7 protein-coding genes and 1 pseudogene are annotated in these 14,524 nt (G+C 69.5%); 6 read left to right on the forward strand and 2 right to left on the reverse strand.

Annotation, left to right across the window (positions count from 1 at the left end; all coding sequences use genetic code 11):
• Positions 1 to 395: 395 nt before the first annotated feature.
• Together LCG91_RS14340 and LCG91_RS14345 are read right to left on the reverse strand one after the other, a co-directional pair.
• Complete coding sequence (locus LCG91_RS14340) at positions 396 to 5,735, reverse strand: DUF6531 domain-containing protein (protein WP_224441808.1); 5,340 nt, start codon at positions 5,733 to 5,735, stop codon at positions 396 to 398.
• Between the two features lie 114 nt (positions 5,736 to 5,849).
• Complete coding sequence (locus LCG91_RS14345; RefSeq protein WP_058729289.1) at positions 5,850 to 6,131, reverse strand: hypothetical protein; 282 nt, start codon at positions 6,129 to 6,131, stop codon at positions 5,850 to 5,852.
• A gap of 251 nt (positions 6,132 to 6,382) precedes the next feature.
• Here LCG91_RS14345 and LCG91_RS14350 point away from each other — a divergent pair, with 251 nt between their 5' ends.
• From LCG91_RS14350 to pstB, 6 genes and pseudogenes are all read left to right on the forward strand, one after another.
• A complete protein-coding gene (locus tag LCG91_RS14350; RefSeq protein ID WP_058730110.1) occupies positions 6,383 to 8,548 on the forward strand; it encodes an RNA degradosome polyphosphate kinase in 2,166 nt (721 codons plus the stop codon).
• Entirely contained in the window at positions 8,545 to 9,498 is a 954-nt protein-coding gene (locus tag LCG91_RS14355) for an NUDIX hydrolase (protein ID WP_137768322.1), read from the forward strand. The genes LCG91_RS14350 and LCG91_RS14355 overlap by 4 nt, the downstream gene beginning before the upstream one ends.
• A 640-nt stretch (positions 9,499 to 10,138) precedes the next feature.
• A complete protein-coding gene (locus LCG91_RS14360) occupies positions 10,139 to 11,245 on the forward strand; it encodes a phosphate ABC transporter substrate-binding protein PstS (protein WP_058730112.1) in 1,107 nt (368 codons plus the stop codon).
• Between the two features lie 349 nt (positions 11,246 to 11,594).
• The gene (gene pstC / locus LCG91_RS14365) at positions 11,595 to 12,467 is read left to right on the forward strand and encodes a phosphate ABC transporter permease subunit PstC (RefSeq protein ID WP_224441809.1); all 873 of its coding nucleotides are present in this window, start codon (positions 11,595 to 11,597) and stop codon (positions 12,465 to 12,467) included.
• A gap of 13 nt (positions 12,468 to 12,480) precedes the next feature.
• Positions 12,481 to 13,554 (forward strand): annotated as a pseudogene (gene pstA, locus LCG91_RS14370) (phosphate ABC transporter permease PstA); the annotation flags it as partial.
• Between the two features lie 60 nt (positions 13,555 to 13,614).
• Entirely contained in the window at positions 13,615 to 14,394 is a 780-nt protein-coding gene (gene pstB, locus LCG91_RS14375; RefSeq protein WP_058750201.1) for a phosphate ABC transporter ATP-binding protein PstB, read from the forward strand.
• The last annotated feature ends 130 nt before the right edge of the window (positions 14,395 to 14,524 follow it).

Here is a 14,524-nt window from a genome sequence, read left to right on the forward strand (position 1 = left end):
AGCGGCGCCGACTTGAAACTCGTGGGCGCCCCCCTGGTCCAGTTGTGACGCAACAGACTGCTTGTTCTCCGCGTCGATGCCACGTCTAATCACGAGCGGCCCGCAATTCGACGTCTGTATCTCCACCTGGTCGAAAAGAGTCCCGACACCGCGACCCGAAGTAGACCCGCCTGTTCCAGCAGCTGCAGATGTCACTGAGCAGCTAACTGTCATTTGATGCGTACGATCGTATGATCGGAAAAGCTGCCCCCTAGGAGCACGCCCGCAATGACGAGCATGATGAATCCTAGCCATCCGAATACGAACTTGTTCCCACGCTTTCGCCTCGGATGAACGTCGCTACTTCCAGTCCTTGACTGCTTCTTTACCACACGATACCTCTCAGTTCGTAGGAATCAGTGTCGATTCTGCGACCAGGTGAAGCCCTCCGCGCCGGAAGGCAAACCGTTCAGGAAGCCCCGCTCCGGCCCTTCACCGCCGGGCCGGAGCCACTCGTTCACGGCACCTTGTGCACCTCCAGCTGCGTGATCCACGAACCCCTCGACTCCCCTTCGGACAATCCTTTCAGAGAGAGGCATCACATGCTCGCCCACCGCGACGTGTCTACCAGTCTGTCGCGCCAACCCCGATAGGTCGATGTTGTCTAGGAACGAGCCAGATACCTTCGTCGACGCTGCGCTTGATGCAGCACCGGTCACAAATCCGAGGGCTGTCGAGCCCGCGTACCCCCAGCCGTCACCCTTCCATTGATTCTCATTGCCGTACGTCAGGAAGTTTGAGGTAGCTCCAGACAGCCCAGATGATCCGGCCGCCTGACCTGTCTTGGTCAGGAGTTTAGATCCTAGGTTCTGGACGAGCGGACGAGCCGCACGAGATGCGCCCGCCGCGGCTTTCGCCAGCCCGAAAGCTCCCAAACCTCCAGCCAACCCGGAGGCCGCTCCGATACCGGCCTGAACACCCACCTTGGTCCAGTCGACCGAACCGCGCTCTCGCTTCTGAGAGGCAATCTCGACGCCACCGCTCACCAGCGCCCCAGACGCCATCATCAGTGCGACCCCCGCCGGTCCGCCAACGCCGGTGAACATGAGCGCCACACCAGCGACGATCGCTGCCCCGGCTGCGATGTACTCCCAGTTGTCACCGACCCAGCCCGCCGCCTTCGACAGGAAGCTCTGGTTCGCATCCCGGTACGCCGCCAGGTCCTTGTCCGTCGCCGGTCGGAGCCCCAGGGGGTCGATCGCGTGCATCGGGTCGTTCCCTGCGTACGAGTACGGGTTCCCCGACCAGGCGGCACCGAGCACGGGCGCCAACGGGTCCGTCGACAGGAACCCCCGCGCCGCAGGGTCGTACACGCGCGCCCCGAGCCACTCCAGCCCGGCGATCGACAGCCCGCCGTCAGCGGTGAGCGAGACACCGGTGGGCAGAGCCGAACCCTGAACCGATGCGAGCACCGCCCACGGGTCCGATGCATCCGTCGAACGGGCGCTCCGCCAGCCAGCCGTCGACCAAGCGTCGCCCACGGCGACCGCACCGCCCGGCAGGTCGAGCACGCTCTCCGCGCCGATCGACACCATCGTCGGCAGCGGCGCGGCGGAATCCCACCACACCTCGGCGCCGCCGACCTCGGCGAGCTCCCCGAGCACGTCGGTCCACACCTCGACCCGACCGGTCTCGTCGTACGAGCTGTCCCGCGAGACGACGGCGGTCAAGGACCCGAGATCGGACCACGCGTACTCCTCGGTCGACCCGTCGACTCGGGTACGCCGGACCCGTCGACCGAGTCCGTCGTACAGGTACTCCGAGCGCTCCCCATCACGGACGGACGCGATGAGCTGCCCGGCAGCGTCGTACTCGAACGTCGTCTCAACGCCGTCGACGAACTCGCGGAGCAGCCGCCCGCCGTCGCCGTACTCCCACGCGGAGTCCCCGGCACGGACGAGCTGCCCGGCCTCGTCGTACGCGTACTCGACACCACCGTCCGGACCGTCGATCGCCGTGATCCGGCCCTGGTCGTCGCGCTCGATGCGCGTGACCGTCGCACCCTCGGGCGTCGTCGTCGTGTGCGCGACCAGGGCGCCGCGCTCGTACGACCACGACTGGACGACGTCGCCGGTCGACGCCTGGACGATCCGCCCTGCTGCGTCGTAGCCGAAGGTCGCCGCGGCGAGCCCCTGCCGCTCGACAGCGACAGCACGACCCGCTGCGTCCCGGCGCCACTCGGTCCGCTTGCCCGTCGGATCGATCCGCGCGGTCCGGTTGCCGTCGGCGTCGTACTCCCACCGCACGGAGCGTCCGCCGCGGCTCCGTCGGACGAGGAACCCGCGGCGGTCGTACTCGAGTTCGTGGTCGACCGTCCGCCCAGCGCCACGCGTGTGATCGGTGACGACGACGGTGCGGTCGACGGCGTCGCGCCGGGTCTCGCTCACCAGCTGTCCGTCGACCAGGATCTTGGTCGCGCGGCCCGCGGCGTCGAAGGTCCAGCCGGTGGTCTGCCCCTCGGGGTCGGTCCGCTCCACCTGACGACCGGCCGCGTCGTACCGCGCCGACGTCTCACGCCCGAGCGGGTCGACGACCGCGACCACGCGGTCTGCTGCGTCGTACCGGCGCCGCGTGACACCGCCGGCGGGGTCCGTGACCGCGGTGAGTCGGCCCCGGTCATCGTAGGCGAAACGGGTGGTGCCACCGAGCCCGTCGACGGCCTCGACCAGCTGCCCCGCAGCGTCGTAGCGGAAGCAACGCTGACCGAAGCGTGCGTCGTGGACGGAGACGAGCCTCCCGGCGCGGTCGTAGCGGTACCGGCTCGTCCCGGCTCCCGCGGTCGTCTGGGCGACCACGCGGCCGACCGCGTCGTAGGTGGTCTCCTCGACCTCGCCGGTGGGCAGCGTCCGGGCGACGACGCGGGAGTCCGCGTCGTACGTGAGCGTCGTGCGCGCTCCCGTGGCGTCGACGGCTGCGGACGGCCGGCCGCACGCGTCGTACTCGTAGGTCGAGCGGGTACCGGACGGGCTGACGATCGCGGTCACCCGCCCACCCAGGTCGCGCTCGATGCGCGTCAGGCCGCCCTCGCCGTCGACGAGTTCGACGGGCCTGCCGGCTGCGTCGTACGTCACGAGCTCGGAACCAGTCTCGTCACTCGTCCGCTCGACGGGCCGCCCGAACTCGTCGAAGCGGACGGTGGTCACGGAGAACGCATCGCGCAGGGTCGCGGCGCCGGTCGCGACGTCGTGTGCGACCTCCTGTCGCACGCCGGTCGGGTCGACGGTGGCCGCGAGGCCGCCGTTGGCGTCGTACTCGTGCCGCCACGTCGCGCCCGTTGGGTCGGTGACGGCCTGGAGGCGCGACAACCCGTCGTGCGCGAACGTCCAGACCGCGTCACCCGGCAGGGCGAGCGCGGCAACGTTCCCCTGGTCGTCGAGCGTCCGCGTGACCCGCCGACCCAGCGGGTCGACGGTGGTCGTCAGCTCGCCGCTCGCCGCGTACTCGAAGGTGGTGCGGGCGCCGAGCGGATCGGTGACCGCTGCCACCCGACCACCGGCCGTGTGCTCGTACCGCCAGACGGCACCGTCGGCGTCGCGGCGCTCGACGAGGAGCCCCGCTGCGTCCCAGCGGTACTCGGTCCGCGCGCCGGACGGGCTGACCGCAGCGACCGGACGACCAGCTGCGTCACGCTCGATGCGGGCGGTGTCACCGACTGCGTTCGTGGTCGCGACCAGCTCACCGAAGTCGTCGTGCTCGAGGTCGAGGACGACCTCGGTCGGGTCGACGACGTGGGTGAGGACCCCGTTCGTCCACGTGAGCTCGGTGCGTCCGCCGACCGGGTCGACGATGACGGACGGGTCGCGGTCGTCGTCGCGGTACTCGTAGGACACGACCGCGCCGGCCTCGGTGACGACGGTGGTCACCCGGTCCTGATCGTCGTACCCGTAGGTGATGTCACCGCCCGAGGGGGTCACCGTACGGGTCCTCCGACCACGCTCGTCGTACGCGTGGACCGTGACGGACCCGTCGCGTTCGATGGCCGACACCAGGTTGCCGTGCCGGTCGTAGCTCATCGACTGTCGTCGGTCGTCGGAGTCGATGACGCCGACGAGCCGCCCCTTCGCGTCGGCGATGTAGGAGTTCGCGCGCGAGCCGTCGTGGTCGGACACGACCGTGACACGACCGGGCAGGTAGGCGAAGCGCACCGCTCGGCCGTACGGGCTGACCTGTTCGACCACGCGACGCTGGTCGTCGTAGGTGTTGTCGACCTCGACGACCCCGGCGGCCGATGTCACGGTGACGACGAGGTCGTCGTCGTTCCACCCGTAGCGGCGAGTGCCGATCGGGTCGGTCACGCTGACGAGGCGCCCACGGTCGTCGTAGCCGTACTCGACCCGCCGGCCGTCGGAGGACCGGAGGACCGCGACGCGTCCGTCCACGTGGTCGATCTCGACCCAGCGGCCGCGTTCGTGTTCGAGACGGGAGACGAGGTTGTCGGCGTCGCGGACGACCCGGACCGCCGTCCCGACACCGCCGCGCAGTCCGGTCCAGAGACCGGACGGGGTGAAGTCGATCCGGACCCCGGCGTTGTCGCGCACGACGAGCAGGTCGCCCTCCGCGGCGAGCCAGCGGTTCTCGCCGACACCGCGGTCCCAGCCCTCGCCGGAACGCGGGAAGCGGATCTGCCGGCCGTCGGCGCCGACGAAGGTGGCGCCCTCGTCGTCGAGGAGCAGACGCGTCTCGAGGATCGACGACCAACCCGGGCCGAAGAGCCCCACGTGCTCGTCGAGGGAGTTGTACATGCGGGTGACCTCGAGCGAGGCCGAGGCGCCGGTGAACCCGAGGTCGAGCTCCGGTTCGAGGAAGTTGCCGGTCGTGGTGTTGACCGGGTCCATCGAGAAGCCCGTCGTGGGCTGGGCGCCGTACGCCGACGGCGGCTCGAACTGCAGGTCCTGACGGGTCTCGGAGACACCGGCGGCTGCGAGGGCCGCGGCGAGCGCGGAGTCCGCGACCGTCGAGACGTTGCCCTCGCCACCGGCCGCGGTGAAGGCATCCGCGATGGTGGTGGCCCACTTCGCGTCCTGGGCGTTCGCGTCGAGCCACTGCTCGAAGGCGGTGACGACACTGTCAGCGTCGATGTGGCCCCACGAGCACTGTGCGGCGAAGTCGGTGAGCTTTCCCCGCAGTGCGGCGGGTCGTCCTTCGAGGGCGCTGTCCAGCGACACCGAACCGGTCGCGAAGGAGCGGAGGTCGCTCGGACGCGCCGACGACGTCCCGCCGCCTCCGCCCCCACCGGAACCCGGGTTCGGCGTCTCACGGGGCTTGGGTCGCACGTCGGGTTGCTTGAACTTCGGTGCCGGTTCGTTCTTGATGTCCGGCATCGGGTCGTAGTGGACCGTGTCGTTCACGAAGTCCTGGAAGCCGTTCCGGCCGTCCTCGCGCTCCTGCCACTCGCGCGCGCGCCTGCGGTTGTCCCGCTCCTTCGCCGCGGCTTCCTTCATCTGGCCGACCCAACCGGCGATCTTCTCCAGCGCCGTCGCGATCCGCTCGGCGTCCGAGTCGGCCACATCGGCGTTCGACGAGAACAGCTGGGCGAAGCGGCCGCGGAACTCCTGCGACGCCGTGGAGACGTACGAGCGACGGGAACCGCGCTGGCCGTTGATCGCCCCCGCCGCCGACTTCATCGCGCTCTGCAGCGCATCGGCCGTCGCGTCGTCGAACTCGATCGGATCCATGTTGGCGTGGATCTGGGCCATGGTCGTTCCCCCCGAAGCTGGTGCTGGTCGTACTGATCGTGCTGTGGTTCGGTCGGCCCCCCGACCGCGAACGCCCGGCCCACCGAGACGGTGGACCGGGCGTGGGGTGGGTGTTTACGCGCCGCCACCCGCGGTGAAGATGTCCTGCGAGATCTTGTCGAGCTGCGTGCGGAGCTGCTCGAGCTCGGTCTTCGCCTTGTCGAGGGCCGCCTTGGTCTCGGGCCAGGTCGACCCACGGAAGGTCGAGGCGAGCGGGCCGTCCCACACGTTCGAGTCGGACAGGATGCGCCCCTGGGCGTCGAGCTGCGAGATCTGGTCCGTGAACCCGCCGTTCACGATGGACTGGATCTGGCGGATGGCGGTCTTCGCCTGCTCGGTGGAAAGGACACGCGACATGGTCAACCTCATTCTCTTCGTACCTGCACCCCCGCGCAGTGGAATCCCCCCGGAGGCCTGAACGCCGCCCACCATACCCGCGAAGCCCGACCATGTCACCGTCCGTATATCGTGACGTTTCCTCCCCCAGTCCAAGGGGCACGGTCGGGCACCCGCGCGGCACTCCTGCACAGCTCGGTCGTTCACACGCGCTTTCCCCAGCGGTCACCTGTGCTCCTCCGGGTGGAGGGGGCTGGTGGCAGGATGTCGACATGGACACCGAACCGCAGCTCGACGGCGAATCCGTCGCTCCCGACCTCGACGACTTCGACGAGGTCGTCGAGATCGAGCACGAGTCGCTGCCCTCGGACCGCTACTTCGACCGCGAACTGAGCTGGCTGCGGTTCAACCAGCGCGTGCTCGAACTGGGCGAGGACCGCACGCAACCGCTGCTCGAACGGGCCAACTTCCTGGCGATCTTCGCGTCCAACCTCGACGAGTTCTTCATGGTGCGCGTCGCGGGACTCAAGCGCCGCATCGACACCGGGATCGCGGTCCCGACCAACGTCGGGCGGGCTCCGAGCGACGTCCTGCGGGACATCGCCGCGAAGGCCCACGAGCTGCAGGACCGGCACGCGGCGGCGTTCATCGAGTCGCTGAAGCCGGACCTCGACGCCGCGGGCATCCACATCGAGCACTGGTCCGACCTCGACGAGGCCGACCGCCTGCGCATGCGGGAGTACTTCAACGAGCAGATCTTCCCGGTGCTCATGCCGCTCGCGGTCGACCCCGCGCACCCGTTCCCCTACATCTCCGGCCTGTCACTGAACCTGGCGGTCCGGGTCCGCAACCCGAAGTCGCAGCGGCAGGAGTTCGCGCGCCTCAAGGTGCCGCAGAACTTCTCGCGCTTCATCGCGCTGCCCGACGACGGCTCGGGGCGGATGCGCTTCATCCCGCTCGAAGACCTCATCGCGAACCACCTCGACGACCTGTTCCCGGGGATGGAGGTCCTCGAGCACCACGTCTTCCGCGTCACCCGCAACGAGGACGTCGAAATCGAGGAGGACGAGGCCGAGAACCTCATCCAGGCGCTCGAGCGCGAGCTGCTCCGTCGCCGCTTCGGTCCGCCGATCCGTCTCGAGATCACCGAGGACATGGACCCGGTGACCCTCGACCTGCTCGTGCGTGAGCTCGACGTCACCGAGCAGGAGGTCTACCGCCTGCCGTCCCCGCTCGACCTCGGCGGTCTGTTCGAGATCGCGAAGATCGCCCGCCCGGACCTCCACTACCCGCGCCACGTCCCGACGACGCCGGTGCAGTTCCAGCCCGGCGAACCGAACACCAAGCCCGACCTGTTCCGCGCCATCGGCTCGCGCGACGTCCTCGTGCACCACCCGTACGAGTCCTTCGCGACGAGCGTGCAGGCGTTCCTCGAGCAGGCCGCCGCCGACCCGAACGTCCTGGCGATCAAGCAGACGCTCTACCGCACCTCCGGTGACAGCCCGATCGTCGAGGCCCTGATCGACGCCGCCGCGGCGGGCAAGCAGGTCCTGGCCCTCGTCGAGATCAAGGCACGCTTCGACGAGCAGAACAACATCACCTGGGCGCGGAAGCTCGAGAAGGCCGGCGTGCACGTCGTCTACGGCCTGGTCGGACTGAAGACGCACTCGAAGCTCGTGCTCGTCATCCGGCAGGAGGGCGGCACGCTCAAGCACTACAGCCACATCGGCACGGGCAACTACAACCCGAAGACCTCACGCATCTACGAGGACATGGGGCTCTTCACCGCGGACGACACCGTGGGCAAGGACCTCACCCGCCTGTTCAACGAGCTGTCGGGCTACGCGATCGAGAAGAAGTTCAAGCGCCTGCTCGTCGCGCCGCTGCACCTGCGCAAGGGGCTCGTGAAGCGGATCCAGGCCGAGGCCGCGAACGCCCGCGCCGGCAAGCCGTCCGGCATCCGGATCAAGGTCAACTCGATGGTGGACGAGCAGGTCATCGACGCGCTCTACCTCGCGAGCCAGGCCGGTGTGCCGATCGACGTCTGGGTGCGCGGCATCTGCTCGCTCAAGCCCGGCATCGAGGGGGTCAGCGAGACGATCCGCGTGCGCAGCGTCGTCGGCCGGTACCTCGAGCACTCGCGCGCCTTCACGTTCCACAACGACGGCGACCCGGTCGTGTTCATCGGGTCGGCGGACATGATGCACCGCAACCTCGACCGTCGCGTCGAGGCGCTGGTCCGGCTCACCGATCCGGCCCACGTGGCCGAGGTCGAGGAGATGTTCGACCTGGCGATGGCGGAATCGACGAGCTCGTGGCACCTCGAGTCCGACGGCGAGTGGACGCGCCACTCCACGGACCCGGACGGCCGTCCGCTCGACGACGTGCAGAATGTGCTCATGCGGAAGATCTCGGCGCGGAAGCGTTCGGCTCGGTGAGCGGCGGCCCCACGGGGCCCGTCGTCGCGGCGGGTGCGGTCGTCTGGCGCGAGCGCGAACGGGACGGCATGCCGCTGGTGCTGCTCGTCCACCGGGACCACCACCAGGACGTCTCCCTGCCGAAGGGGAAGGTCGACCCCGGGGAGAGCATCCCGACGACCGCCGTGCGGGAGATCGACGAGGAGACCGGGTACCGCGTCCACCTCGGGGCGCCGCTCGGCACCGCGGAGTACGTCCTCCCGAGCGGTCGCGACAAGGTCGTGCACTACTGGTCCGCCCGCGTCGGCTCGAAGGAGTACGACCGCGCGGGCAAGTTCCGGCCGAACGACGAGGTCGCCGCGATCGAGTGGGTGACCGTCGACAAGGCACGGGCACGGCTCACGTACGAACGCGACGTCGCGATCCTCGACCGGTTCGCCGATCGCGTCGCAGCGGGCGAGCACCGGACGTTCGCGCTGATCGCCCTCCGCCACGCGAAGACCGTGCCCGGCTCGGACTGGGACGGCCCCGACGCCACCCGCCCGTTGCTGCCGGTCGGACGGTCCCAGGCCAAGGCCGTCGCGGCACCCGTCGCGGCGTTCGGTCCGAAGAAGATCGTCAGCAGCACGGCGGCGCGGTGCCTCGCGACCGTCGAGCCGCTCTCCGCCCGGACGAAGGTCGGGGTCTCGAGCACGACGGACATCAGCCAGGACGCCCACGACCGCGGTGCCGCCGACGTCAAGGGTGTGGTGCAGAAGCGCATCGCGAAGGCGAAGTCCGCCGTACTCTGCTCGCACGGTCCGGTGCTGCCGGACATCATCGCGCGCATCGCCTCGGCCACGGCTGACGACCGCCGTCGCTTCGACCTCCGTCGGGCCGCGATGCTCTCGGTCGGGGACTTCGCGGTGCTGCACATCGCGGGCGAGAAGCTCGTCGCCGTCGAGACCCACCGCAACACGATCCCAGCCTGAGTCGAGCGCCCGGCGCGACCGGGCCGTGCCGCAACCGGAGCGCGCTGCGCCCGGCGCGACCTGGCCGGACCGCACACGGCGCAACCGGGCCTGACCGCGCCCGGCGCGGCCTGGCCACACCGCGCCCGGCGCGGCCCAGCCGGACCGCGCCCGGCGCGAGCGAGCCGAACCGCGCCCGTCACGGCGGGACCGCCGGACCGCGGGCGACGGGGCGGTGGCGAGGCGCGCCTCCAGGCCGAGACCGGAGCCCGCGCCGTCCCACCCGTCCCTGCGAGCGCGTGCCCAGCCCGGAGCGCGCACGCCCGCCCGAGCAGCACGCGCCCGCCTGAGCAACGCGCGCCCGTCCGAGCAGCGCGCAACTCGTCGCGGGAGAGCGCGCGCAGACCGCCGACAGGACTGCTGCGACACCTTCGTGAACCGATGCGATCGCATCGTCCGCACACACGCACGGTGACCCGATCCTGCACCCTCCTCCGGCCGGGCGTCCGGCGCCCGAGCCGGGACAACCCCTCGTTCACCTTCCGTTCACCGAGGAGCGTCATCCCCGTCACCTCGCGTCCCTACAGTCGCTCCCGGGTCAGCACCGGCCCGAGGGACCAGCAGCGGTCCCGCCTGCAATGACATTCCCGAAGGGACCCCTGTGAACATCAAGCGAATCGGTTCGATCGCAGCGATCGCGATCGCCGGCGCCGTCGTGCTGTCCTCCTGCGCGGCGAACGAGAGTGGCAGCGGCGACACCGCGGCGCCGACCTCGAGCTCGGGCACCGACTACTCGAAGCTCTCGGGCACGCTGACCGGCTCCGGCTCGTCGGCGCAGCAGACCGCTGAGGCCACCTGGGCCGCGAACTTCCAGAACGTCGCCTCCGGCGTGACGGTCAACTACTCGCCGGACGGCTCCGGCGCCGGCCGCAAGAACTTCATCTCGGGTGCCGCCGACTTCGCCGGCTCTGACGCCGCGCTCAAGGACGAGGAGCTCTCGGGCTCGTTCGACCTGTGCACGGACAAGGCCATCGACATCCCGGTGTACATCTCCCCGATCGCCATCGCCTACAAGGTCGAGGGCGTCTCCGACCTGACGCTCGACGCGAAGACCATCGCGGGCATCTTCTCGGGCAAGATCACCAAGTGGAACGCCTCCGAGATCGCCGACCTGAACAAGGGCGTCGACCTCCCGGACGCGAACATCACCGTGATCCACCGCTCCGACGACTCGGGCACCACGCAGAACTTCTCCGAGTACGTCTCGGCGAACGCGTCGGACGTCTGGACCGAGGCCCCCAGCCAGACCTTCCCGTACCAGGTCGGCGACTCGGCCAAGGGCACCTCGGGCGTCGCGTCGGCGATGGCCAGCGCCTCGAACGCCATCACCTACATCGACGACTCCGGCGCCGGTGACCTCGACAAGGCGAAGCTCATGGTCGGCGACAAGGCCACCGAGATCTCGGCCGAGGGTGCTGCCAAGGTCGTCGCGGACTCCGACACGGTCTCGGGCCGCTCGGAGAACGACCTCGCCATCGACATCAACCGCAAGGACACCGCCGAGGGTGCGTGGCCGCTGGTGCTCGTCTCCTACGCGATCGCCTGCCAGGAGTACAAGGACGCCGACAAGGGTGCGCTCGTGAAGGGCTACCTCGACTACGTCGTCACGCAGGACGCGCAGGAGGCCGCCGCGAAGGAAGCCAAGTCGGCCGCCCTCTCCTCCGACCTGTCGGAGAAGGCCGCGAAGGCCGTCGCCTCGATCAAGTAAGGCCCGCTGAGCACCCGGACGCCGGTCCCACCCATCCTGACCGGCGTCCGGGTTCTCGCCCGTCCAGCCCGGACGCAGCACCAGCAGCACCGGCCCGGCCGGACGCAGCACCAGCAGCGCCGGCCCGGCCGGACGCAGCACCAGCAGCGCCGGCCCGGCCGGACGCAGCACCAGCAGCGCCGGCCCGGCCGGACGCAGCACCAGCACCACCCCCGTCGCCTCCCCCGGCCGCTCCCCCACGGAGCCCGGCCTCCCCCTCCGACAGGAGTCCCATGACGACCGCACCGGCCCAGCGAGGGGCCACCGTCTCCCCACCAAGCCGAAGGCCGTCGTCCGCGTCGGCGACCGGGTGTTCTCGACCGCCTCGGTGGTCGCCGGCAGCCTGATCCTCTTCGTGCTCGTGCTCGTCGCCGCCTTCCTGGTCTGGCAGAGCATCCCCGCCTTCACGGCGAAGGTCGGCGAGCTGCCGAACAACGCGACGAGCTTCTGGGACTACGTCGGTCCGCTCGTCTTCGGCACCGTCTACTCGGCCCTCATCGCGCTGGTCATCGCCGTGCCGCTCTCGCTCGGCATCGCGCTCTTCATCTCGCACTACGCACCGCGCCGGATCGCGCCGGTGCTCGGGTACGTCATCGACCTGCTGGCCGCGGTGCCGTCGGTCGTCTACGGCCTCTGGGGCATCGTCGTCCTCGCCCCGCTCCTCAAGCCGTTCTACGGCTTCCTCAACGAGTACCTCGGCTGGTTCCCGCTGTTCTCCGGCCAGGTGTCCGGCACCGGCCGCACGATCCTGACGGCGTCGATCGTCCTCGCGGTGATGGCGATCCCGATCATGACCGCGGTCATGCGCGAGATCTTCCTGCAGGCACCGACCCTCAACGAGGAGGCCGCGCTCGCCCTCGGTGCGACGCGCTGGGAGATGATCCGCCTGTCGGTCCTGCCGTTCGCGAAGTCGGGCATCGTGTCGGCGATCATGCTCGGTCTCGGCCGTGCGCTGGGCGAGACGATGGCGATCGCCCTCGTGCTGTCCGTCTCGACGAACGTCACCTTCCAGATGCTGACGTCGCTCAACCCCTCGACGATCGCGGCGAACATCGCGCTGCAGTTCGCCGAGGCCTCGGGCACGGCCCTGAACGCGCTGGTCGCGTCGGGTCTGATCCTCTTCGTCATCACCCTGGTCATCAACATGCTGGCGCGCTACATCGTGCGCAAGCGGGTCTCCTGAGAGGTCACGCCCGATGTCCCTCGCCCTCCGTCAGACCGGCACCGCCGGCAACGTCTACGCCAACGGCAAGCTGCACAAGTCCGTGCCGTGGCTCCTCCTCATCGGCTCCTGGGTCGCCCTGATCGCGGTCTTCGCCCTGCTGAACGCGGGCGGCGCGGTGAAGGACTTCAACGTCGTCGCCGCCCTGTTCCTCGGCACGGTCCTGTTCGACGTCCTCATCGTCGTCGTGTCGCGCATCGTCGAGGGCGGACGCAAGGCGGTCGACCGGCTCATCACCTCGCTGGTCGTCACGGCCTTCGTCATCGCGGTGCTGCCGCTGGTGTCGCTGCTCTGGACCGTCCTGGCCGACGGCCTGGCCCGCTTCGACGCCCAGTACTTCAACTCCTCGATGCGCGGCGTCATCTCCGAGGGCGGCGGCGCACTGCACGCCCTCATCGGCACGCTCGAGATCACGCTGTTCGCCGCGCTCATCTCCGTGCCGATCGGCCTGCTCACCTCGATCTACCTGGTCGAGTACGGCAAGGGCGCCCTGGCGAAGGGCATCACGTTCTTCGTGGACGTGATGACGGGCATCCCGTCGATCGTCGCCGGTCTCTTCGCCTACTCGCTGTTCGCGCTGTTCCTCGGCCCGGGCGCCCGCTTCGGTCTCGTCGGCTCGATCGCGCTGAGCGTGCTGATGATCCCCGTGGTCGTCCGCTCCACCGAGGAGGTCCTGAAGATCGTCCCGATGGAGCTCCGCGAGGCCTCGTACGCCCTGGGCGTGCCGAAGTACCTGACGATCCTCAAGGTGGTGCTGCCGACGAGCCTCGCCGGCATCACGACGGGCGTCATGCTGTCGATCGCCCGCGTCATCGGTGAGACCGCGCCGCTGCTCGTCACGGCCGGCTTCACCGCGAGCATGAACTACGACCTGTTCAAGAACCCGATGATGACGCTCCCGGTGTTCGCGTACACGCAGTACTCGCAGCAGGGCGCCAACCCGGTGCCGTTCGTCGACCGGGCCTGGACCGCAGCGCTCGTGCTCATCCTCATCGTGATGCTGCTCAACCTGCTCGCCCGCTTCATCACCCGACTCTTCGCCCCCAAGCTCCCCGCTAGCGCCGAGCGCCAGCGAAGCGGCATCTCCACCCACCCCGAAGGAAACCACGTGTCCAAGCGCATCGAGGTCGACGGCCTCAACGTCTACTACTCGAAGTTCAAGGCCGTCGAGGGCGTCGACATGACGATCGAGCCCCGCACCGTCACCGCCTTCATCGGCCCGTCGGGCTGCGGCAAGTCCACCTTCCTCCGCACGCTCAACCGCATGCACGAGGTCATCCCCGGCGCGTACGTCGAGGGCTCTGTCAAGATCGACGGCGACGACCTGTACGGCCAGGGCGTCGACCCGGTGCTCGTCCGGCGCCAGGTCGGCATGGTCTTCCAGCGCCCGAACCCGTTCCCGACGATGTCGATCCGCGACAACGTCCTCGCCGGCGTGAAGCTCAACAACAAGCGCGTCTCGAAGTCGGAGAGCGACGACATCGTCGAGCGCTCCCTGCAGGGCGCGAACCTGTGGAACGAGGTCAAGGACCGCCTCGAGAAGCCCGGCATGGGTCTCTCCGGTGGGCAGCAGCAGCGTCTGTGCATCGCCCGCGCGATCGCTGTGCAGCCGGACGTCCTGCTCATGGACGAGCCGTGCTCGGCCCTCGACCCGATCTCGACGCTCGCGATCGAGGACCTCATCGAGGAGCTCAAGAAGGACTTCACGATCGTCATCGTCACGCACAACATGCAGCAGGCGTCGCGTGTCAGCGACAAGACCGCCTTCTTCAACATCGCGGGCACCGGTGCGCCGGGCAAGCTCATCGAGTTCGACGACACCGCGACGATCTTCTCGAACCCGTCCGTGCAGGCGACCGAGGACTACGTCTCGGGTCGCTTCGGGTGATCGGCACCCGGTCCGTCTCCTGACGGTCGGTCTGGAGGCCCGGTGCACGTCCGCCACGGACGGCACCGGGCCTCCCGTCGTCGGGGGCACGGCGTGCGACGCACGGCGGACGGCGCGCGGCGCACGGCGC

This window comes from Curtobacterium sp. TXMA1, assembly GCF_020162095.1.
Lineage (GTDB): Bacteria > Actinomycetota > Actinomycetes > Actinomycetales > Microbacteriaceae > Curtobacterium.

Excerpts from the sequence above, each read along its gene's own strand:
- LCG91_RS14340 (WP_224441808.1), bottom strand. The coding sequence starts at position 5,735 with ATGGCCCAGATCCACGCCAACATGGATCCGATCGAGTTCGACGACGCG.
- LCG91_RS14345 (WP_058729289.1), bottom strand. The coding sequence starts at position 6,131 with ATGTCGCGTGTCCTTTCCACCGAGCAGGCGAAGACCGCCATCCGCCAG.
- LCG91_RS14350 (WP_058730110.1), top strand. The coding sequence starts at position 6,383 with ATGGACACCGAACCGCAGCTCGACGGCGAATCCGTCGCTCCCGACCTC.